The sequence below is a fragment of the Mucilaginibacter sp. UR6-11 genome, from assembly GCF_020880695.1.
GTDB lineage: Bacteria > Bacteroidota > Bacteroidia > Sphingobacteriales > Sphingobacteriaceae > Mucilaginibacter.
Genome location: NZ_JAJIWO010000001.1, coordinates 355192 through 376051 on the forward strand (window position 1 = coordinate 355192; position 20860 = coordinate 376051).

Below are 20860 nucleotides of genomic sequence, written 5' to 3' on the forward strand. Positions count from 1 at the left end.
TGTCTCAATACATAAACAAACAGGGCACACGATAGCTTCATCACCGATGAGAATAAATTAAAAAGATGAAAAAAGAAAAACCAAGAGTTGCCATACAGGGTATCCGCGCTTCATTTCACGAAGAGGCTGCCTTTAAATATTTTGGAGAAAACATCCAGACTATTGAGTGCAACTCTTTTAAACAAACCTTTGATGCTTTAGAAGACAATAAAGCAGATTACGTGGTAATGGCTATCGAAAACAGTATTGCCGGCAGCATACTACCTAATTACTCTTTATTGCTTAATTACAACTTCCCGGTTATCGGTGAAATTTACCTGCCGATACAGCTTCATTTAATGGCTTTGCCGGGTGTTGCATTTGAACAGGTAAAATACGTAACTTCGCACCCAATCGCTATACGTCAGTGCGTAGACTTTTTTGATGAGTACCCTCATTTAAAAATAGTTGAAAGCAGTGACACCGCCGCTTGTGCAAAACGGATAGCCGAGGAAAAATTAACTGATACTGTTGCAATAGCTAACACCCTAGCTGCCAAACTTTATGGTTTGGATATCATAGAGCGCCGTATCGAATCTAATAAAAAGAATTTCACACGTTTTCTGATACTAACCACGCATGAGAGGGCAGCCAGGCAATCATCTGCCAACAAAGCATCTTTATGCTTTCAGGTAAGCAACCAGGTTGGCGCATTAGCTAAAGTGCTTAACATTTTTGCTAACCAGGGCGTTAATATGAGCAAGATCCAATCAATGCCGGTGTTAGGTAAACGCAATGAGTATAATTTTTATGTTGATATAGAATGGGAAGAAAACAAGCACTATGATAGTGCCGTAAAACAGATATTAAAATACACGCACAACTTTAATATCCTGGGCGAGTATAAACGTCATGAAGATGAAAGTAACCTGGAAAAATCGTTGAACATAGCACCGGCCAAACCAGAGCGTAAATACATCAGCATAAAAAAATTAGCAAAATAAGTCGCAAAGACAAAAGAGATAACTAAAATTTAAATAACACTATATAATAACAAACTTACGGATTTTCCGGCTTACGGACTTTCCGGCAAAAAATAACACAATGAAACTTAATTTAAACATCCAACCATTAAACACCTGGATAACAGCAACTAAAGAACCTCTGTTAATAGCCGGTCCGTGCAGCGCAGAAACTGAAGATCAGTTGGTAGCTACAGCACATTTATTAAAAGCCACCGGCCGTGTTACGGCGTTGCGCGCGGGTATCTGGAAACCACGCACCCGCCCGGGAGAGTTTGAAGGTATTGGAAGCATCGGCCTGGAGTGGTTAAAACGCGCTAAAGCAGAAACAGGCTTGCCAACCGCAGTTGAAGTAGCCACCGCAAAACATGTTGAAGAGGCTTTAAAAGCAGGCGTTGATATACTATGGGTAGGCGCGCGTTCAACCGCTAACCCTTTTACCGTACAGGAAATTGCTGACGCTTTAAAAGGCGTTGATATTCCGGTAATGGTTAAGAATCCGGTAAACCCCGATATCTCGTTATGGATAGGCGCTTTAGAGCGCATTAACAATGCCGGTATCACTAAACTGGCAGCTATTCACCGCGGGTTTTCATCATACGAAAAATCAGCTTTCCGTAACGAACCGATGTGGGATATCGCTATCCACATGAAAACGCTGGCACCACATTTACCACTGATCTGTGATCCGAGCCACATCTCAGGTAACCGTGACCTGATTGGTTATGTATCACAAAAAGCATTGGATCTGGATATGCAGGGCTTAATGATTGAGTCGCATATTGACCCGAGTGTAGCCTGGACAGATGCTAAACAACAGGTTACTCCTGCTGCCTTGTCTGAGTTAATTGATCATTTAACTTTACGTAAACCGGCAACCAGCAATGAGCAGGTTAATGATAAATTGAGCGAGTTACGCAACAACATCGACAAAATTGATGATCTGATCATCCAGAAAATGGCCGAGCGTATGAAAATCGCTGAAGAGATTGGCACTTACAAAAAAGATAATAACATTACCATTTTACAGGTTAACCGTTGGGACGAGATCTTAAACAAACGGATTAACTACGGCAAGGCCTTAAAACTAAGCCCGGACTTTACAGAGAAATTATTAGAGCTTATCCACAGCGAATCTATCCGTAAACAAACCGAGATCATGAACAAGGACTTGGTAGCCGGCCAACAGGCAGAAAAACTTACGCACGTTTAATAACATAATGAGTCATAACATCCTGCTTACTAAACAAAGCAAATCGGTAAACGGCGAGGTGCGGCTTACAGGCTCAAAAAGCGAGTGCAACCGTGCGCTGGTAATTGAGGCTTTAAGCCATGACAAGGTACGGGTTGAAAATATCTCGGACGCCGCGGATGCGGTTACCTTATCAAAAATACTGGGTCTTACTTTGCAAACAGTTGGCTACGAAGCATCGCCTATTAAGCACCAGTTAGAGCATAAAATTGTTAACATAGGCCCGGCGGGTACTGCTATGCGTTTTTTAACAGCCTATTATACCTTACAGGATGAAGAGGTTGTTTTAACCGGCAGCGAGCGCATGAAACAACGCCCGATAGGCATCCTGGTTAACGCGCTGCGTAAACTGGGTGCCGATATCAGTTATGAAGAAAACGAGGGCTTCCCTCCCATCCGCATAAAAGGTAATATCCAGCAGGCAACCAACAGCGTCAGCATAAAAGGTAATGTCAGCAGCCAGTATATTACTGCCCTGCTGTTGATTGCCGCTAAATTGCCACAAGGGCTTGAGCTGCATATTGAAGGCGACCTGACGTCGCGCCCCTATGTGGAGATGACCCTGGCTATGTTACAACAGGCAGGCATCCAACACCAGTGGACCGGCAATGTCATCACCATAGCCAACCAGGAGTTTAAAGAGACAGTTTTACCGGTTGAACCCGACTGGAGCGCTGCATCATATTGGTATGCAATTGCAGCATTGGCAGATCAGGCTGACTTGTTCTTACACGGCCTTACCCAGTACAGCTTACAGGGTGACAGCGTGATCACCGAGATCATGGCTAACTTTGGTATTACTTCGCAGTTTAGAGATGGTGGCGTACATTTGGTGAAGGAAGCAAAGCCTGTCAGTCGTAAGATCTTTGATTTGAAGGAATGCCCCGACCTGGCTCAAACCATAATAGTTGTTTGCGCGGCATTGAACCATGAAGCTACCTTTACCGGCCTGGAAACCTTAAAGATCAAAGAAACAGACCGTATCCTGGCATTGCAAAATGAGCTGGCGAAAATGGGTGTTAAGCTGATTGAAAAAGGCCAGACCTATAAGCTAGACTGCAGCGGCAAATTTACCCCGGAGCGTATGTTCATTAACACTTATGATGATCACCGCATGGCAATGGCCTTTGCGCCGCTGGCCTTAGTAATCCCGGAGCTGGAGATAGAGGATGCGCTGGTAGTAGAAAAATCATATCCGGCTTTCTGGACCGACCTGGAAAAAGTTGGATTTGAAGTAAAGGACATATAAAGGTTAAAGGTGATTTAATAGCGGGACTTAATAGCGCAACAGTCACTCATTCAATAATTCAATAATTCACTCATTATAAACATGGCAGGCAATTCATTCGGACAATTATTCAGGATAACCACATTTGGCGAGTCGCATGGCGAAGCCATAGGGGTGATCATTGACGGTTGCCCATCACAATTACCGGTGGATATGGAATACATCCAGGGCGAATTGGATAAGCGCAAGCCCGGCCAGAGCAAGATCACCACGCAACGTAAGGAAAGCGATACGGTGAGGATACTGTCAGGCGTGTTTGAAGGCAAAACAACCGGCACGCCGATTATGATGCTGATCCCCAATGAGGACCAGCGCAGTAAGGATTATAGTCATAATACCGATGTATTCCGTCCATCACATGCGGATTATACCTATCAAACCAAGTACGGCATACGCGACCACCGCGGCGGCGGCCGGTCATCGGCCCGCGAAACCGCGGCGCGCGTGGCAGCCGGCGCATTAGCTAAACTATTGTTGAAGACCCAGGGGATAGAGATCGTGGCCCATGTCAGCAGCGTAGGCAAAATAAATGCCCCCAACGTTGAAATCATCAGCGCGCAGGCATTTATAGACGAACGCGAGAAAAACATTGTACGCTGCGCGGATCCGGCGACAGCCGAAGAAATGATAACCTATATTGACTCGGTACGGCTGGATGGCGATACCGTTGGCGGTAAGGTTAGCTGCCATATCCTAAACTGCCCCGTTGGCCTGGGCGAACCCGTATTTGATAAACTGCATGCCGAATTGGGCAAAGCCATGCTAAGCATCAACGCGGTTCATGGGTTTGAATTTGGATCGGGATTTGAAGGTAGCGAAATGCGCGGATCAGAACACAACGACATCTTCGTTAAAACGCATTTAGGCGACGTTAAAACCATTACCAACTACTCGGGCGGTATACAAGGTGGCATCAGCAACGGGATGCCTATAGACTTTAAAGTGGCCTTTAAACCGGTTGCTACGATCATGCATAAGCAGGCTACGATTGATGCTGCCGGCAACGACGCCGAGATCTCGGGCAAGGGCCGTCATGATCCTTGCGTAGTGCCGCGCGCCGTACCTATTGTTGAAGCAATGGCCGCTTTGGTTATTGCCGATCATTGGTTACGCAACAGGAACACGATATTACCTCAATAACATCCCTTCTTCGATATCCGGGTGATCCACCTAAAAAAGTGAATCGCCCGGATCACGTTTTTGACTTAACTTTCTGTAAATTAATTATTTAACTTTTTGAGCGGATCACTTTGGATCAGCCTTATTCGTCAAGACTATTAAGTTCATTTGCATTTTAATTTGCTGGTAATCAAATAACTGCAAAACGGACCTTTTGCCGGCTTTTTTAAGGGATGGATCACTAAAGTGGATCATGCCTATGCATCTTAGGTATGGCATGAATGCTGATTTGTAGATAGTGCGAGACAAACATTTCGGGCCGACGGCTCCTTAATTTTTGTTTATTAATATTATTTTCATTGGGTTACCTTTCCGCAATCCAACGTATAAAGATCAGGGTGTTAGTCACAATTCGCCCTAAATTTATACTGCCATGCTTGCCTATACTATCCAATTATATAAAAACGCTTATACCGGTCTTTCTAAAAATAGCTGGTACCTGGGTGCTGTAATGCTTATAAACCGGGCCGGTACTATGGTGGTTCCGTTTTTGAGCATCTACTGCATCCAGCAATTACATTTTAGTGTTTTGCAGGCAGGTGCTATCATGACCTTGTATGGTGCAGGTGCCTTAAGCGGCTCGTTTGCTGGTGGTAAACTGGTTGACAAAATTGGCTTTTACGATTTGCAGATCGCCGCTTTAACAGGCGGCGGTTTATTATTTATGCTGATAGGCTTTCTGCACAGCTTTATCATTCTGGCTACAGGCACGTTAGTATTGAGTTTCTGTAATGAATCTGTGCGCCCGGCCAACTCAACAGCTATTGCGCACTACAGTACAGCTAGCAATACAACCCGCTCTTACTCCCTAAACCGCCTGGCTATAAACCTGGGCTGGGCCGTGGGTGGTGGCCTGGGTGGTTTCCTGGCGGCAATTAACTACCATTTATTGTTTTGGGTTGATGGTTGTACCAACGTGCTTGCGGCGGTATTGTTACTGGTGCTTATGCCACGGTCTGCAGTTACAAAAACAATTAAGAAAACAGCCGGGGCTGTTGTAAAAACATCAGCTTATAAAGACAAAGTTTACTTATGGTTTATTGGTTTGGGAACACTGTATGCCACCTGCTTTTACCAATTTATGATCATGCAGCCCGTATTCTTTAAAATAGACTGGCATTTTAGCGAACGTATTATTGGCTTATTGATGGCATTGAACGGTATTTTAATTACCGTTATTGAAATGGTTATGGTACATAAACTGGAAGGCAGGCGGGATAAAATGATTTACATATACAGTGGCATAGCGTTATGCAGTGTTGGTTTCGCATTATTAAATATTTTACCCGCCACCGTGATTTCTGCTTTAATTGTAGTTGTTTTTATAACCTTTAGCGAGATGCTGGCCATGCCCTTTATGAATACATTTTGGGTAAGCCGCACAACGGCACATAACCGCGGCGAATACGCCGCATTGTACAGCATGTCATGGTCGGCGGCACAAATCATTGCACCGTTTTTGGGCAGTACTATTATTTATTATGGAGGATTTACTGCTTTGTGGTGGTTATTGGGCGGCGTGTGTTTGGTAAGTTCGACTGGTTATTGGGTGATGTATCGGGGTACAAAGACTCTATAATGTCATTTCGAAACGAGGTACGAGTGAGAACTATCTCTTGAGCGAAGCGAAAAAAAATCTTATAAAAGCGATAATTAGCGGGGCGTATAAGATTTTTTCGCTACCGAGAGATGAGAATTATCCTCTTAACATCGTAGCCGTTACCAGCAATTGCCCTACGTGCCGCATGGTATGCTCGGCAGCATGGACATATAATCCCATTACAGTTGATGGCAATTGTGCGCGGCCCACTCCCCTTTTATCGGTCAGGATCAGTTCGTCGGTTTCACTAAGCTGTTTCATAGCCTGGTCAACCTGCCGGTTAAATATTTCCAGTAAAGTGGTGACACTGTATTCTATTTCGGGCATTTTTCCTTCTAATGATAATTTGGTTAATTGGTGCTGGGTAAGTGCCCCGCCCCTGGCGTAAGTAAACAAACGGTCAAGCACGCCTGCCAAATGCTGCAGGTGAAACCCCGGCGACGCCATCCCCACGGGTTTTATCCACAGTAATATTTCCGGGAAACCCGTCATAAGGTCATTCACTTCCTCGCGCGCCTGCAACAAAGCATGCGCTACGGGCTGCAACAAAGGCGATATCCCTTCTATGGGTCCGCGCAGCCAAACTTCGGGTTTGTGTTTATCAGCCATATAACTATCTCTAATAAATTATGTTCGGTATTAAATATCTTGTGCCTGCCTAATAATGGTATAGCTATTGCTATTAACGAATAATATTAATTTAAACTTATGCTAACTAATACTAAAAAACTATTTAAACTAACAATAATTTTATGTCTTGCGTTTACGGTTATCTTACAAAGTTGTAAAAAAAGCCGGTCTGATATGGGTAAAACTCTTTACCTGAAAACCAAAAATAAAGTTTTTAAAGATGTAACACCTGATGGGCTTGCCGAAGTATTTCAAAAAGTACTGGCCGAAGAAAAATCAAAGCTCACCTACCCGCAAACCATAAGCGCCTATTATGAGGCAAATAATTACGATCCGGTTTTTGTGATGGACCATATTTTTAACAAAGACTTAAAATCGGCAGTTATTTATTACCAAAAAGCAGGCGAACACGGGTTGGACCCCGAAATGTTTAAAGGCGATGAAATGGCCGCCCTTATCAACAAGTTCTACAATGCCAAAGAAATCAAAACGCTTGATCAGGCTTATCACGCCATTGCTCAATTAGAGCTGCTTTCGGCCAATTCGCTGATAAGATACAGCAACGCGCTGCAGTATGGCGTTGTTAGTCCTAAAAGCATTTACGCCCGCTATTTTATCACTACGCAACGTCCTGACAGTACGTCGGCACAAAAGATTTTCCAGATAGCTGATATAAAACAGTACCTGGACAGCATCCAGCCAAAAAGTCCGTCTTATATCGGTTTACAAAAGGCGTTGGCCGCCGGCGTTGCGGCACCGGGCATGTCGGCCGAGGAAACAAGGCGGGTAATTATTACCAATCTTGAGCGCCTAAGATGGAAAAACAAGCCATTGGATAAAAAATATGTGGTCGTAAATATCCCCGATTACCAGTTGGATGTTATGCAGGATGGTAAATCTGTGCTTAACATGAAGGTTTGCGTGGGCCAGGGCCGCAATCCAAACAATGCCGTTACCTTGATGAATTATGCTGATAGCAATACGATAGATCATCCTAACCCCCATTCAACACCACAGCTAAACAGCCAGATACACAGCGTTGACGTTAACCCGGTATGGAATATCCCCGAAAGCATTGCCACTAAAGAGATTATGGTGGAGGCTGCAAAAGACAAATACTACCTGGAGAACAAAGGTATTAACGTTTACAAAAACGGTAAGCTGGTAGATCCGGATGATATTGACTGGGCGACCGCATCAAAAGGAGATTATGATTTTAAACAACAACCCGGCGACAACAACTCATTAGGTAAAATTAAATTCCTGTTTAATAATCAAAGCAGCGTTTACCTGCACGATACCCCGGCTAAAGAGGCGTTTAACCGCACTATGCGCGCCATCAGCCACGGCTGCGTACGTTTAGGCGACCCGCAGGGATTGGCGCTTAATCTATTCGGCGAAGGAAAGAAATATGATCTTATAGCTGCTGATATGGCGGCTGATAAACCCGATCCAACAACAATTAACCTTACACCTAAGGTGCCTATATATATTACTTACGTAACCGGTTGGGTAGATACCACAGGTAACCTGCAGGTAAGGCCTGATATTTATGAGCTGGACGTTGTACTTTATAACGCGCTGGCGAAAGTAAAATAAGCACTGTTATTAAACAGGATATTTATCAACAAAAAAAGCCGGACAAATGTCCGGCTTTTTTTGTTGATATTATTTCGTTAAAGCTTAACCGAATCTGCCACGTCCGAATTATCAGGCGACGTAAAGCTGGCAAATACGTTCTCGTTTAAATATTTTGAAGTATAGTTAGGATTGTTACCGTTGATAAAAAACACTGACTTGCCTTTTATGGTATTAATTACCAGGTCAACCACCTGCGGTGATACGGCAGGGCAGCCAAAGCTGCGGCCTAACCGGCCCAGTTGTGCAATGGCCGACTCACTTACGTAATCCGCAGCATGTACTACGATACCACGTGCGCGTGCGCTGGTGTTAAAGCCCGCGTCTAAGCCATCTAATCTTAATGAACGGCCGTGTTTGCCTACATAGATATCATCAGCCAGGTAAAAGCCTAAACTGCTTTGATGCGACTCATTGGCGTCCGAAAAGTTAGTAGCCATATCATTGCCGCTTCCCTGTCCATGAGCAACCCACGTATTTAATAAAAGATGTTTATTTAATAAGTCTATGATCCACATCCGTTTAACACGGCTTGGCTTGGTGAAATCAACCACGGTGATAATATCACTGTTTTGCGCCAGTTTATTGGTAGACTTGATATTTAAATAACCGGTTAAGGCTTTTTGAAATACGTTAACATCTAAACCCGCTTGTTGTAAACCTGCTGTTTGATAAACTGTGTTCACATATTGTGCAAACAGTTCTTTTGCAGTAGGCGCAGCGTTAAAAGTTGTGGTATTTTTTGTAGCATTTACCGGCGTCCAGCCAATAACACTTGTAAACAGGATTACCGAAATACAGCTTATCCACCAAAAATGTTTTTTCATACTTTGTTGAGTTTAAATTCAATAAATTGGTAAAAAATCAGGTGTGCGTTGTTATAATTGTTATACAAATATACGCAAAAATTACCAATAAATAAAGTTTATTAACGATTAACTAAAACATGACAAAGCAATTATATTAAAAATTAACCCGCCATTGCTTCTACGAAAAGAAAGAAAAAAAGTTGGGTATTAACTAATCCAGCTAACCTTATCAGTTAAAGGTACCCTTCTGATGCCCTGCGGCTGCTCATCGGTGTAGCCTAAATACAACACACCCATTACTTCATCCTCGTCGCGTAAATTCAAGAACGTTTTCATGGCCGGTTTTAGTATCATCCCCCCGGTACTCCAAAAAGATGCAATTCCCAGGGCCGTTGCACCAAGCAATATATTTTGGATTGCGCAGGCTGTTGCAGCTTCCTCTTCAAACTTTGGTATTTTGGGCAGATCGCCCCGGCGCATTACTGCGATGATAACGTGCGAAACCTTGTCACCCTGGTGCAGGAAATTGTCGTATACGCCCTGGTTAAACTCTTCGGCGCTGGTATTTTCTCTATACAGCCCGGCATGTTTAGGGCAAAACTCTAACGGATCAGCATAGACTACAAAGCGCCATGGCTCAGTTAACCCGTGAGTTGGCGCCCAATCGGCAAGTTCAAATAGCGCCTGCACCTGCTCATCCGGTATTTTATGGCCATTCATCATAAACGGCTTGATGGTACGCCTGTTTTTGATAATGGTTGATAAGGTAGCGAAAGTGGTATCAGACATAAAAATAGATTTATTGTTATTGCCGGGAACAACGACGGAGTGATCAGAAGGAACAATGATCACGTTGCCGCGTTACCGCCAGCCATAACCTGTAAGGTAATTTAATAAATCGGCGGATATTTAGCCGGGTTGCTTTCGCTCATCATTGCGTAAACAGTTTCTACAATATCGTCAACCGACGGTTTGCTAAAGTAATCACCATCCGAGCCATAAGGCGGGCGGTGATCTTTGGCACTTAACGTTCTTGGCGGCGAGTCCAGCAAATAATAGCCTTTTTGTGCTTCGAGCACTTTCTGCAATATATAAGCCGATGCTGCTCCGGGAAGGTCCTCATCAACTACCAATAGCTTATTTGTTTTCTGTAAAGAGCTGCCACATACATTATCCGTATCAAAAGGATACAGCGTCTGCGGATCTACCACTTCAATATTAACGCCTAATTTCTCCAGCTCAACAGCGGCATCCATTACCACGCGCAGGGTCGACCCGTAAGAAACCACCGTCATATCGGGTCCTTCTCTTAATATCTCGGCTTTACCTAGCGGCACAGTGAACTGGCCCACGTTGGCAGGTAATTTTTCTTTTAAGCGATAGCCGTTAAGGCACTCAATCACAATAGCGGGCTCGTCGCCACGCAGCAGGGTATTATACATGCCGGCAGCCTGGGTCATGTTACGAGGTACGCAAATATGTAATCCGCGCAGCGCGTTTAATATAATCCCCAGCGGCGAGCCGGAGTGCCATATACCTTCTAACCGGTGGCCGCGGGTGCGCACAATAACGGGCGCTTTCTGGCCACCTGCTGTACGATAACTTAAGCTTGCCAGGTCATCACTTAAAACCGTGATGGCATATAACAGGTAATCGACATATTGTATTTCGGCGATAGGTTTTAAGCCACGCATGGCCAGCCCCATACCCTTACCAACGATAGAAGCTTCGCGAATACCGGTATCAGTTACCCGCAGGTTGCCAAATTTATTTTGCAGGCCGGCAAAGCCCTGGTTAACATCACCAATGGCGCCCACATCCTCACCAAAAGCCACGATAGTTTTATCGCGCTCAAAATTAGACTCAAAGCAGGCGTTCAGGATCTCACGACCATCAAGCGATGGCGCGTCTTCTGCGTAGTCGGCAGCAATTACGTTAACTTTTAACGGGGATGATGACGAACCGGTAAAGAGTTTAGAGTTAAACCGGTCCTCGTTTTTATTATTTTCCCGGTCCAGCCAATCAATCAGCGCATTTTTTTCTTCGGATGTTTCTTGGATGGTTAACCGCAGGGCCTTACGCGCGGCGGCTACCGCATCTTTACGACCCGGGTCAACACAGGTCAATACCTCTGAACAAACCTCTTCTAATTCTTTCTTTAATTCGGATACCTGGGTTAGCTGGCTTATTAAATGCACAGCCTCATCAATATCCGCCTTTATCTTATCACCCAGGTTGTTCCAGGCTTCGCGCTGGCATTCGCGCACATATTTTTTCGCTTCGTCCTCTATAAAAGAGATATCATCCTCTGTTATAATAGCCGATTCTATCATCCAGTTGCGCATTTGCAGCAGGCAGTCATAATCACTTTCCCAGGTTAAACGATCCTTGGTTTTATAACGCTCATGAGATCCCGAGGTTGAATGCCCCTGCGGCTGTGTCATTTCAGTAACGTGTATCAGCACGGGCACATGTTCTTCGCGGCAAACTGCTATAGCGCGTTCATAAGTTTCACAAAGCGCCACATAGTCCCAGCCACGCACTTTAAAGATCTCGTAGCCGTTTGTGCCAGTTTCGCGCTGAAAGCCTTTTAATATTTCGGATATATCTTCTTTGGTGGTCTGGATACTTGCGGGCACAGATATAGCGTAGGCGTCATCCCAAACAGAAATTGCCATGGGCACCTGTAATACACCCGCTGCGTTAAATACCTCGAAAAATAAACCTTCGGAGGTTGCGCCGTTGCCAATGGTACCGAAGGCTACTTCATTACCGTTAACTGAAAAAGTAGCTGATGAACTGAGTTCTTTATTTTGACGATATAATTTTGAGGCATAAGCCAAACCCAGTAAACGGGGCATATGGCCGCTGGTGGTTGACATATCTGCCGAGCAATTCATGCTTTCGGCCTGGTTTATCCAGCTGCCGTCTTCGTTTATAAAGCGGGTGGCATAATGACAATTCATTTGCCTGCCGCCTGATGCCGGATCTTCTGTTATATCCGGATTGGCATATAACTGGGCAAAAAACTCTTTAAGATTGCTCATCCCGGTAGCAAACATAAAAGTTTGGTCGCGGTAATAGCCCGCGCGCCAGTCGCCCTTGCGGAACACCTTGGCCATGGCTAGCTGCGCAACTTCTTTGCCGTCGCCAAATATGCCAAACTTAGCCTTGCCCGTAAGCACCTCGCGGCGGCCTATCAGACTGGCCTGCCTGCTTTCGTAAGCTATACGATAATCATTAACAACTACATTTTTGAAATCATCAAAACTTAGCTCAGTAAGATCTAATTTACCGGTACCAGGATTTGCAGTTTCGGGCATAAGCTTTTGTTTAGAGTGTAAAATTATAAAAATCTATTTTGTATTTGGTATAACATCTACCAAAACAAACACTTTATGTTATTAGTTTTGATTTTACATTAAACCTTTTATATTTGTAATACTCAAACATACATCATGAAAAAGCTAATTTTAATGTGCGCCGTAGTTTTAGGCTTTGTCTTAAACGCATCAGCACAAGATAATCAAAAACCTGAATTTAAATTCAACGAAGAAAAACACGACTTCGGCAAGATACCTCAGGGCACCCCGGTTACTACTGTATTTACATTTGTAAACGTTGGTGTGGACCCGCTTATTTTAACCGAAGTAAAGCCTACCTGCGGTTGTACAATTGCTGATTATACCAAAACCCCTGTTAAACAAGGTGCAACCGGTAAGATCACTATTACGTATAACGCGGCTGTGGCAGCGCCATTTAACAAAACTATTGTGGTTACCAGTAATGCTAAAACCCCACAAAAATACCTAAACATTATTGGCGAAGTTGTAGCGAAAGCGGCCGCGCCAAGCACCAGGTAGTGATTTAAGACTTAACCCTTATATCTCTGCAAAAAGATAAAGGGTCTCCAAAAAATTCAAAAGGCCCGAAAAATTTCGGGCCTTTTTGTTTATACATTATCTACTAATTACGTCGACATAATATCATCTTTTTATTATTTTTGCCAAATGCCAAATATATCGCACAAGGGGCAGCGAATGCCCGCCTCTCCTATCAGAAAACTAACACCCTTTGCCGACAAAGCCAAGCTTGATGGCAAAACTGTATATCATCTTAACATAGGCCAGCCGGATATTGAAACCCCCGTGGGGATGATAGAAGCTGTTAAAAATATTGATTTTAAAGTTTGGGCATATACACCTTCTGAAGGTACCCTATCCTATCGCAAACAACTTACCAAGTATTACAATAAAGCGGGCTACAACATTACGCCCGAAGATATAATTGTTACCACCGGCGGTTCTGAAGCTATATCGATTACGTTTATGACCTGCCTTGACGCGGGCGATGAGGTAATAGTCCCCGAGCCATTTTATGCTAACTACAACAGTTTTGCCAGCCAGAGCGACATTATAGTTAAGCCGATATTATCCCATATCAGCAATGGTTTTGCCTTGCCGCCCATCAGCGAGTTTGAAAAAACCATAACGGATAAAACCCGTGCTATTTTTATCTGCAGCCCCAATAACCCAACCGGCTACCTGTATTCGCGCGAGGAAATGGAAGCATTAAAAGCATTGGTGCTAAAGCATGACCTCTATTTGTTTGCCGATGAGGCTTACCGCGAGTTTTGCTATAACGATCAGCCTTTTGTATCGCCCATGCATTTGGATGGACTGGAGGAAAATGTCATCATTATTGACACCGTTAGCAAGCGTTATAGCGCCTGCGGCGCACGTTTGGGTTGCATTATTACCAAGAACCGCAAATTTTGGAACACTGCTATAAAATTTGCCCAGGCAAGGTTAAGCCCGGGCATGGTTGAGCAAATAGCCGGCGAAGCCGCGATAGACACGCCCGATGAATATTTTCACCGGGTAAAAGCAGAGTATACCGCCCGCAGAAACACCATAGTAACCGCACTTAATAGCATGGAAGGGGTTTATTGCCCTAACCCCGGCGGTGCTTTTTATGTCATGGCACAGCTACCTATTGATAATTCTGACAAATTTTGCCAGTGGATGCTGGAAGAGTTTAGCTATGAAAACCAAACGGTAATGATGGCCCCCGCAACCGGGTTTTACAGTACGCCGGGCGCTGGTTTAAAAGAAGTACGGCTTGCTTATGTTTTAAACAATAACGATTTGGTAAAGGCCATGAAGTGCTTAGAAGAAGCGCTTAAAGTATATCCCGGCCGAACCGTTGATAGCCCGTTATTAGCGGCAACCTTATAAATAATAGTTATAGCAACCAGAATGGCTATAATCGCTGTTCTGGATACTATAAACATTTCATATTGCCGATCTACTCTATTTTATGATTTTTGGGCGGCACAGTTTGTAAATAAGCATATATCGCGTTTACTTCTTCGTCTTTTAATAGTGCGAATTTTGGCATTGGTGCCTTGAGTTTGCCACCTTCGGGGGCAATGCCTTCTTTTATCGCCTTAGAAAACTGTTCTTCGGTATAACTGCCTATACCTGTATTTTTGTCGGGAGTAATGTTTGATGCCTTGACCTCGCCGCCATTTGGTTCTTTAAATTTAATACCGCCTGCCAGGTAGCCTTTAGTTTGATCAGGGTTAAGATAATTTAACGAGGTAAGCTTTTTCGAATGGCAATGAAAACAACCTAAATTATCAACCAGGTAATAACCTATTGCCACTTTATTATTTTTTGCTGGCATTGGCACATCCGGTTTGTAGGGGACCGGTTTTGCAGTTAAATTCATATAAGCTTTGCCAACAAATGTGAAGTGCGTTATGCCTACCGTAGTATCAGCAGCACGCAGCGGAGGATCATTTGACCGAAGGTAGGTAATAATGGCGTTTATATCTTCATCGGCCATATTGGGGCGTAACATATAGGCTAAAAACCGCCCATCCCGGGCAACTCCCGTTTTAAGCAGGTACCGTATTTCAGCATCGCTATATTTGTCAGTTATCCCGTTTGATTTTGAATGTGTAAGATTGGCAGCAAATACCTTACCCGCAATACCGGGCACATCATGAATTTGGGTGCCGATAAATTTATTAATCCGTCGATCATAATGGCAGCCCGCACAAACGCTAAACACCAGTACTTTACCTCTATCAAAATTCGCGGCTGATGATGTAGCCTTAAAGCTCGTCGTTGTGGTAGTCGTATAGCGCGTTTTACAACTAATAATAACCGCAACCATCACAGCGGCTATACAAATTACGTACTTTATTTTTTCCATATTAACTCCTCCGCTACACAAATGGTTTGAACAATTAAATAAGGCTCAACTAGTTAACCTTTAAGAGCTTTAAAAGTTTACCATAATTTTACAGGGCTGTTTAAAATTGGTATATTTGTTGTTCTATAATCTGTACTGACACAAAGTGCAACTTCATAAAAATGGGGTCGACCGGAATTGACAGGATGGAGATGAGTATGTAAGCATGCAGCGCGTTGGATGAATTAGCGCTTAAAACTGAACGTTCAAACTTTCAAATGGCGAAAATAACTACGCCTTAGCTGCTTAATTTAGAATTTAGCTAGCTTTTGTCCCGCCGGTTTTCCGTTTCATTGGATCGGCACCAGGGGCATCGAAAAATGAAAATAGCCTGCTTAACGGTGTGCATAGCAGGCGAAACAAAACACCTAAGGAAGACGGTACAGGTAAGCAGCTGACCTTCCCCTTCCCTACAATTAAACAGATGCTAAGCACGTAGAAAGCATATCTTGTACCATGTTTGGACGAGGGTTCGAATCCCTCCGGCTCCACAGATGAGAAATCATTAAAAACTCATTAGGCTGCTCCAAAAAGAGCAGCCTTTTTCTTTGAGGATCAGCCCCGAACTGGTCCGACTTATACAAAAAAAGTTTTGAATACTAACCGGCTTTATCAAATACGGTCTTCCATGAACGCCCGGTGCCAATTAAGGTTGATTTTGCGTTGGCCTGAACAGAAATAGACTTGCCATCATTGCTCAACTTCCAAACCTCTGTTACATAAACAACTGCTTGTTTTTGAACATTTACATGGTAAGGGGTGGCAACCATCAGTTGCACAGTTGAGTTAACAGTCATCGTTTGTCCATCAGGCGATAACTTTACGGTAAACTTCTTTCCTCTTCCCGGGCCATGATCAACTTCGCCTGCTTTACCGTCGAAGCCCAGTTTCTCCTGGCTGGTAACAGCAGCTGTGCCCGGAAACGAGCTTGACACCGCTACGGTTAAAAAATTTGCCCCCTCTGTTATTTTCATTGTTTTTGCCAGCATACGGTCACCCGAGTTATAGCAGCAAACAATATTTCCGTCCATAGCTATCGACTCTTTGGTTCGCCATTCGCCGGAAAAGCTCGCGCGATGAGTGCCACTTTTTTGCTGAGCCAGCACAGGAAAATAAATTAGTCCAACCATGATGATAGCCAGACCGTACAAAACATTTTTTTTATTTTTCATAGCTTATCTTATTAAAATTGATTCAGCAAATCTACCCTGACATCCTTTAGCCTGAAGAATTTGTATTGTAAATTAAAATGTAAACTTTGTAAATAAAAAATTGACACTATGCTTGATAGCCGAAATATCCTGTCGGGAAAAGGCAAGTACTTCTTTGGATCGATACTGTTTTCTTTATGATCTGAGAATAAATACAATAGCGTCGGTCGATCACATTGACTATAACTTTAGTACTATGTACAAGTCCGTGCGCTGGAATTTACTGGTACGCTGGTATAATGTAGGTCGCTAAAATATCAAAGGCACGTTTAGCAGTCCAGCTTTCATAGTTGCCCTGGGTGAATACAACTACCATGTTAATCTTCTTAATGACCATGATGTACTGGCCCCCGTTACCCGAAGCAAAGATAACGGGATAGTCTCCTTGCTTTTTCCTGACAACTTCATTATACCAGTAATAACCATAATAAGTTTGTTGTGGAACAGCAGTTTTAGACCGGCTGAATTTGATAAAAGAACAGTTATCAGGAATAGGGATAAATGCGGCAGTTGACACTTTCAGCCAGCTTTCCGATATAATCTGTCGGCCGTTGTATGATCCGTTGGCTAAAACCATTTGACCAATTTTCAACATATCGCCGGGTAAGATATAAAAAGAGCCCGCTGTCATACCTTGTCCTGCCGGGTCAACCGTCCATTGGTAGTGCGTAATACCCATAGGCTCAAATAAGTATTTAGCCGCGAAATCCACAATCGACATACCTGCCGCCTTGCGGATGATACCACCAACAATCATCGGGTCGCAGGAGGTGTAGTTCCAGACCTTTCCCGGCTTATTTTTCATGGATAATGCGAGCGCGAATTTCAACCAGTCGTTGCTTTGGGTCATGGCAGATTCGCAATCCTTGCCATCATCGGTCCATTCGTCGCAATCAAATCCCGAACGCATTTCCAGCAGATCCTTAATGGTGATCATGCGCTTGAGGGGATCATGGGTAAAGGCGGTGTCTTCCGGAAAGAAGGTGTATACTTTTTCATTGACGTCTTTGATCAGGCGCTGGTCGATGGCAATACCCAACAGCAAACTGGTCACAGATTTGAATGATGATCGGCTGTCGTGTAGCGAATCGGCGGTATAGCCATTGAAATATTGCGCATAGATTGTCTGCCCGGCTTTAGAAACCAGGATACTATGTATTCCTTTATAATTTCCATCCCGCACGGCTTTGGTCATTTCTTCCAATTGAGCGTCAGCAGTACACGTTATCATTAACAATAAAAATAATCCGATTAACTTTTTCATGTTGCAAATAACGGATTACTCGAATAATAAAACGTTCCAACTTATAAAATGTCGCTGCTTTACTACCAATCAAGCGGCAATTTCAAATTTTCCGGAGCCTACCGATTTCTTTGGTATCGCAATATATTATACTATATATTAAATAAATATAAAAATAATTTACTTTGTATAAATAAAACCAGTAACAAATTCGTATTACTTACGTAATACGATATTTATATCCGTTTCCAAAAATGTAGTCAATGCCTTTAAAACTGGTAAGCTTATTAAACAGGCAATTATTGAAGCTTATGATTACAATTTATATCTGTACCTGGCCTGTTTCTGAATGAAGATATTTTGGGGCATTTGTCCCTATGATGTATACATAATAATTAATATTTTGTGAAATAATAAACATCCGGTTCCAATTAATACCAGGCATTAATATTCATATAAACAATGAGAAACGAACTGTATATGAGATTTGCTGATTACTACGCCAAAATGAGTAATGATAGAAATTTTAAGGGACAACTGGAATGCATCTTAAATTCATATGGTCAAAACCCGAATTTGCATTTACTGGAACTATTTGCGGGGCAGGCGCTACATGGAATTGAGGCTTCACAACGGGGCAATATTGATGTGTGGGCCATTGATTCGAGTGAGGAAATGAAGCAACTGGCTTTGGATAACGGGTTTAAAAATACAGACCAATACCTTGTTGCTGACTTGCCGGAAGGATTGTTGAAATGTGAGGGCAATGTTTTGTTTGATTGTGTAATCTGTTTATATCATGGCTTAAGTAATTTAAATATCGAAGCAGTTTTTACGCTGCTTGGTCACGTTAAAAAACTTTTAAATGTCAATGGCAAGATATTTATAGAGCTTCACAACATCAATAAACTGATGAGTTACATTGAAAACCCGGAAATCCATTTCGAAGAATTGCAAACAAGTTATGATGAAAAGTTGCAGTACGCCTGGCCGGGCGGCAAAATTCAATGGTCGCCATATAGTTATGAAGCCGAAGTACCGATAAAACTCAACATCAAGTTGCAAAGTACACGCGAGACTATTGAACTAACATCCAGGGACTATATTTATAGCGCGGATGAAATCAAATTTCTGGCCCATTTGCTTGGTTATAAAACAAAAATATTAACAAACGAAAGTGAGGGAAGACCGCATTTTGGAAATTCAGTATTACTTGAGTTATCTATTTAATAAATTAATAAACCTAAACTGTAATCATCAATTAATAACCTAAACCTTAATCGTCAAATTAATAACCTAAACTGTAATCGTCACTACATATGCTGAAGCAATTCGTCACGCTTGTCACGGGCATTAATTATCGCTTGTGTTTTGTTGCTGGCAAAAAGATAAATATAAAATAAAGATCCTTTCTTTTCAACTGTATCTTTTGACGCCTTTTTGCAATCAGCAATTTCAAAAAGCAAGGTAACCTGCAGAGGCTTTAGATTTTCGCTATTAAAACAAATTAAAAAAGGTGTTTTTTGAGGATTTGAAATGAATTTTGGATTTAATTTCTTTTTAACAACATGTAACGGCTCGTTTTTGGCAAATCGCTTTTTAAATGCATTCACCTGCTCGATCGTGTCAAACACTGCCTCAATATCGTCAATATGTCCATAAAATCCATGATATACAATAAATACTGTTGTGGGGGTCATAGTAATATTAGTTAGGACTTTATTAATAAATGCTATCGTCAGTATCGGTTCGTAAACAAATCCGTGTACTGAATAGCTCAAACACTTTGTAATACCATAAAAATGTCAACATGTCTATACAATTAACTACCAATTTAAGAAAAATATCCTTTGCTTAAAACGTTTCAATGGATTAACTAAAAAAAACAATTATTAGCAGCATTAGACTAATTAAACTCGATATATGACCTTTAAAATGATTTTAGTGACATGGTATTTGAAGTTTAAGTTAAATGTTACAAATAGCCCCCCATCGCAATCGTGCTGAGGGATATTTTTGGCCACCGGCGTTGTACCATAAACGCCTTTTAAATTAAAATTATTTAGATGTATGATATAAAATAGTGTGATAGTATGGAAAATCAGCCATTTTTTGATGCGTTGCTCGGAATTCACTTTTTCACCGAGGAGGTAAAAAATTCTTTCAATAATATTGTGAAGAAAAAGACCTTTCCAACTCATCATATTCTTTTGAGGACAGGTGAAGTATGTAAAAAAATCTGGTTTATTGAAGACGGCTTTGCTATGAGCCATATAGTTAAAGTGGGGAAAAAAATTCCGGTTTTATTTTGGGAAAAAAACGATATCGTAATTCCCGTTCGAAGTTTTCTTAAACAGTTACCATCTGAGTTAAATATTGAATTGTTAGAAAAAAGCAGTCTTTCATTCATCAGCTATGATGATTTTAATAATTTAATGCAAAAATATCCCGAAACGATTAAATACTTTCAAAACAAAATAGAGGGCCTTAACTACGTTCTCGAAAAAAGAGTGGTCGACTTAATTTCAACGTCCGTCGAACAACGTTATCAGCTTATTTTAACTAATTCTCCAAACATTATCCTGAAAACGCCCGTCGAATTGGTTGCTTCCTATCTGGGTGTATCCCGAAAAACGTTAAACCGCGTTCGTACGGCCGTATTACGAAAACATTAAAAAAACATCTGAAATTCGAGACATTTGACCCTATAACGAAATTACTTAAGGCTGTAGATTAGTTAAAAAAAAC

The 20860-nt window shown here is 42.4% G+C and carries 18 protein-coding genes and 1 other RNA gene; 11 read left to right on the forward strand and 8 right to left on the reverse strand.

Annotated features, from left to right (window positions below; translation table 11 throughout):
- Positions 1–65: 65 nt before the first annotated feature.
- The 5 genes from LJ658_RS01725 (at position 66) to LJ658_RS01745 (ending at position 6299) form a co-directional block, all read left to right on the forward strand.
- The gene (locus LJ658_RS01725; protein ID WP_230544727.1) at positions 66–983 is read left to right on the forward strand and encodes a prephenate dehydratase; all 918 of its coding nucleotides are present in this window, start codon (positions 66–68) and stop codon (positions 981–983) included.
- A 100-nt stretch (positions 984–1083) separates the two neighbouring features.
- A complete protein-coding gene (locus LJ658_RS01730; protein WP_230544728.1) occupies positions 1084–2214 on the forward strand; it encodes a bifunctional 3-deoxy-7-phosphoheptulonate synthase/chorismate mutase type II in 1131 nt (376 codons plus the stop codon).
- Positions 2215–2221: 7 nt separating this feature from the next.
- Complete coding sequence (aroA, locus tag LJ658_RS01735) at positions 2222–3502, forward strand: 3-phosphoshikimate 1-carboxyvinyltransferase (protein ID WP_230544729.1); 1281 nt, start codon at positions 2222–2224, stop codon at positions 3500–3502.
- Between the two features lie 81 nt (positions 3503–3583).
- Positions 3584–4681: a chorismate synthase gene (aroC, locus tag LJ658_RS01740; RefSeq protein WP_230544730.1), complete on the forward strand. Its 1098-nt coding sequence runs from the start codon at positions 3584–3586 to the stop codon at positions 4679–4681.
- A 412-nt stretch (positions 4682–5093) separates the two neighbouring features.
- Positions 5094–6299, forward strand: a complete 1206-nt coding sequence (locus LJ658_RS01745; RefSeq protein ID WP_230544731.1) for an MFS transporter — start codon at positions 5094–5096, stop codon at positions 6297–6299.
- 117 nt (positions 6300–6416) lie between these two features.
- Here LJ658_RS01745 and LJ658_RS01750 read toward each other — a convergent pair whose 3' ends face one another.
- Entirely contained in the window at positions 6417–6929 is a 513-nt protein-coding gene (locus LJ658_RS01750; RefSeq protein WP_230544732.1) for a DinB family protein, read from the reverse strand.
- Positions 6930–7124: 195 nt separating this feature from the next.
- Here LJ658_RS01750 and LJ658_RS01755 point away from each other — a divergent pair, with 195 nt between their 5' ends.
- The gene (locus tag LJ658_RS01755; protein ID WP_230544733.1) at positions 7125–8549 is read left to right on the forward strand and encodes a L,D-transpeptidase family protein; all 1425 of its coding nucleotides are present in this window, start codon (positions 7125–7127) and stop codon (positions 8547–8549) included.
- Positions 8550–8626: 77 nt separating this feature from the next.
- Here the strand turns inward: LJ658_RS01755 and LJ658_RS01760 are convergent, their stop codons facing one another.
- The 3 genes from LJ658_RS01760 to LJ658_RS01770 all read right to left on the reverse strand — a co-directional run bounded on the left by LJ658_RS01760 (position 8627) and on the right by LJ658_RS01770 (position 12720).
- A complete protein-coding gene (locus LJ658_RS01760; protein ID WP_230544734.1) occupies positions 8627–9415 on the reverse strand; it encodes a murein L,D-transpeptidase catalytic domain family protein in 789 nt (262 codons plus the stop codon).
- 189 nt (positions 9416–9604) lie between these two features.
- Positions 9605–10186 carry a nitroreductase gene (locus tag LJ658_RS01765; protein WP_230544735.1) on the reverse strand — a complete coding sequence of 194 codons (582 nt, stop codon included), beginning with the start codon at positions 10184–10186 and terminating at the stop codon, positions 9605–9607.
- A gap of 101 nt (positions 10187–10287) precedes the next feature.
- Complete coding sequence (locus tag LJ658_RS01770; RefSeq protein WP_230544736.1) at positions 10288–12720, reverse strand: thiamine pyrophosphate-dependent enzyme; 2433 nt, start codon at positions 12718–12720, stop codon at positions 10288–10290.
- Positions 12721–12855: 135 nt separating this feature from the next.
- Between LJ658_RS01770 and LJ658_RS01775 the strand changes: the two genes are divergently transcribed.
- Positions 12856–13260, forward strand: coding sequence for a DUF1573 domain-containing protein (locus tag LJ658_RS01775; protein WP_230544737.1), 405 nt, complete (start codon positions 12856–12858; stop codon positions 13258–13260).
- A 147-nt stretch (positions 13261–13407) separates the two neighbouring features.
- On the forward strand, positions 13408–14634 hold the full coding sequence (locus LJ658_RS01780) for a pyridoxal phosphate-dependent aminotransferase (RefSeq protein ID WP_230544738.1): 1227 nt from the start codon (positions 13408–13410) through the stop codon (positions 14632–14634).
- Between the two features lie 70 nt (positions 14635–14704).
- Here the strand turns inward: LJ658_RS01780 and LJ658_RS01785 are convergent, their stop codons facing one another.
- A complete protein-coding gene (locus LJ658_RS01785; protein WP_230544739.1) occupies positions 14705–15619 on the reverse strand; it encodes a c-type cytochrome in 915 nt (304 codons plus the stop codon).
- A 163-nt stretch (positions 15620–15782) separates the two neighbouring features.
- On the opposite strand from LJ658_RS01785, the gene ssrA reads away from it, so the two are divergent.
- Positions 15783–16152, forward strand: a transfer-messenger RNA (tmRNA) gene (gene ssrA / locus LJ658_RS01790).
- A 105-nt stretch (positions 16153–16257) separates the two neighbouring features.
- On the opposite strand, the gene LJ658_RS01795 is transcribed toward ssrA, so the two are convergent.
- The gene (locus LJ658_RS01795; RefSeq protein WP_230544740.1) at positions 16258–16830 is read right to left on the reverse strand and encodes a hypothetical protein; all 573 of its coding nucleotides are present in this window, start codon (positions 16828–16830) and stop codon (positions 16258–16260) included.
- 259 nt (positions 16831–17089) lie between these two features.
- Complete coding sequence (locus LJ658_RS01800) at positions 17090–18133, reverse strand: serine hydrolase (protein ID WP_230544741.1); 1044 nt, start codon at positions 18131–18133, stop codon at positions 17090–17092.
- Between the two features lie 459 nt (positions 18134–18592).
- Between LJ658_RS01800 and LJ658_RS01805 the strand changes: the two genes are divergently transcribed.
- Positions 18593–19342 (forward strand): class I SAM-dependent methyltransferase, encoded by a 750-nt coding sequence (locus LJ658_RS01805; protein WP_230544742.1) that lies wholly within the window; start codon positions 18593–18595, stop codon positions 19340–19342.
- An 83-nt stretch (positions 19343–19425) separates the two neighbouring features.
- Here the strand turns inward: LJ658_RS01805 and LJ658_RS01810 are convergent, their stop codons facing one another.
- Positions 19426–19812, reverse strand: coding sequence for a hypothetical protein (locus tag LJ658_RS01810; protein ID WP_230544743.1), 387 nt, complete (start codon positions 19810–19812; stop codon positions 19426–19428).
- Between the two features lie 393 nt (positions 19813–20205).
- Here LJ658_RS01810 and LJ658_RS01815 point away from each other — a divergent pair, with 393 nt between their 5' ends.
- Positions 20206–20787, forward strand: a complete 582-nt coding sequence (locus LJ658_RS01815; RefSeq protein ID WP_230544744.1) for a Crp/Fnr family transcriptional regulator — start codon at positions 20206–20208, stop codon at positions 20785–20787.
- Positions 20788–20860: the final 73 nt, after the last annotated feature.

What these genes read in the sequence shown, in the direction of transcription:
- LJ658_RS01725 (WP_230544727.1), top strand. Translation starts at nt 66, where the DNA reads ATGAAAAAAGAAAAACCAAGAGTTGCCATACAGGGTATCCGCGCTTCA.
- LJ658_RS01730 (WP_230544728.1), top strand. Translation starts at nt 1,084, where the DNA reads ATGAAACTTAATTTAAACATCCAACCATTAAACACCTGGATAACAGCA.
- aroA (WP_230544729.1), top strand. Translation starts at nt 2,222, where the DNA reads ATGAGTCATAACATCCTGCTTACTAAACAAAGCAAATCGGTAAACGGC.
- aroC (WP_230544730.1), top strand. Translation starts at nt 3,584, where the DNA reads ATGGCAGGCAATTCATTCGGACAATTATTCAGGATAACCACATTTGGC.
- LJ658_RS01745 (WP_230544731.1), top strand. Translation starts at nt 5,094, where the DNA reads ATGCTTGCCTATACTATCCAATTATATAAAAACGCTTATACCGGTCTT.
- LJ658_RS01750 (WP_230544732.1), bottom strand. Translation starts at nt 6,929, where the DNA reads ATGGCTGATAAACACAAACCCGAAGTTTGGCTGCGCGGACCCATAGAA.
- LJ658_RS01755 (WP_230544733.1), top strand. Translation starts at nt 7,125, where the DNA reads ATGGGTAAAACTCTTTACCTGAAAACCAAAAATAAAGTTTTTAAAGAT.
- LJ658_RS01760 (WP_230544734.1), bottom strand. Translation starts at nt 9,415, where the DNA reads ATGAAAAAACATTTTTGGTGGATAAGCTGTATTTCGGTAATCCTGTTT.
- LJ658_RS01765 (WP_230544735.1), bottom strand. Translation starts at nt 10,186, where the DNA reads ATGTCTGATACCACTTTCGCTACCTTATCAACCATTATCAAAAACAGG.
- LJ658_RS01770 (WP_230544736.1), bottom strand. Translation starts at nt 12,720, where the DNA reads ATGCCCGAAACTGCAAATCCTGGTACCGGTAAATTAGATCTTACTGAG.
- LJ658_RS01775 (WP_230544737.1), top strand. Translation starts at nt 12,856, where the DNA reads ATGAAAAAGCTAATTTTAATGTGCGCCGTAGTTTTAGGCTTTGTCTTA.
- LJ658_RS01780 (WP_230544738.1), top strand. Translation starts at nt 13,408, where the DNA reads ATGCCAAATATATCGCACAAGGGGCAGCGAATGCCCGCCTCTCCTATC.
- LJ658_RS01785 (WP_230544739.1), bottom strand. Translation starts at nt 15,619, where the DNA reads ATGGAAAAAATAAAGTACGTAATTTGTATAGCCGCTGTGATGGTTGCG.
- LJ658_RS01795 (WP_230544740.1), bottom strand. Translation starts at nt 16,830, where the DNA reads ATGAAAAATAAAAAAAATGTTTTGTACGGTCTGGCTATCATCATGGTT.
- LJ658_RS01800 (WP_230544741.1), bottom strand. Translation starts at nt 18,133, where the DNA reads ATGAAAAAGTTAATCGGATTATTTTTATTGTTAATGATAACGTGTACT.
- LJ658_RS01805 (WP_230544742.1), top strand. Translation starts at nt 18,593, where the DNA reads ATGAGATTTGCTGATTACTACGCCAAAATGAGTAATGATAGAAATTTT.
- LJ658_RS01810 (WP_230544743.1), bottom strand. Translation starts at nt 19,812, where the DNA reads ATGACCCCCACAACAGTATTTATTGTATATCATGGATTTTATGGACAT.
- LJ658_RS01815 (WP_230544744.1), top strand. Translation starts at nt 20,206, where the DNA reads ATGGAAAATCAGCCATTTTTTGATGCGTTGCTCGGAATTCACTTTTTC.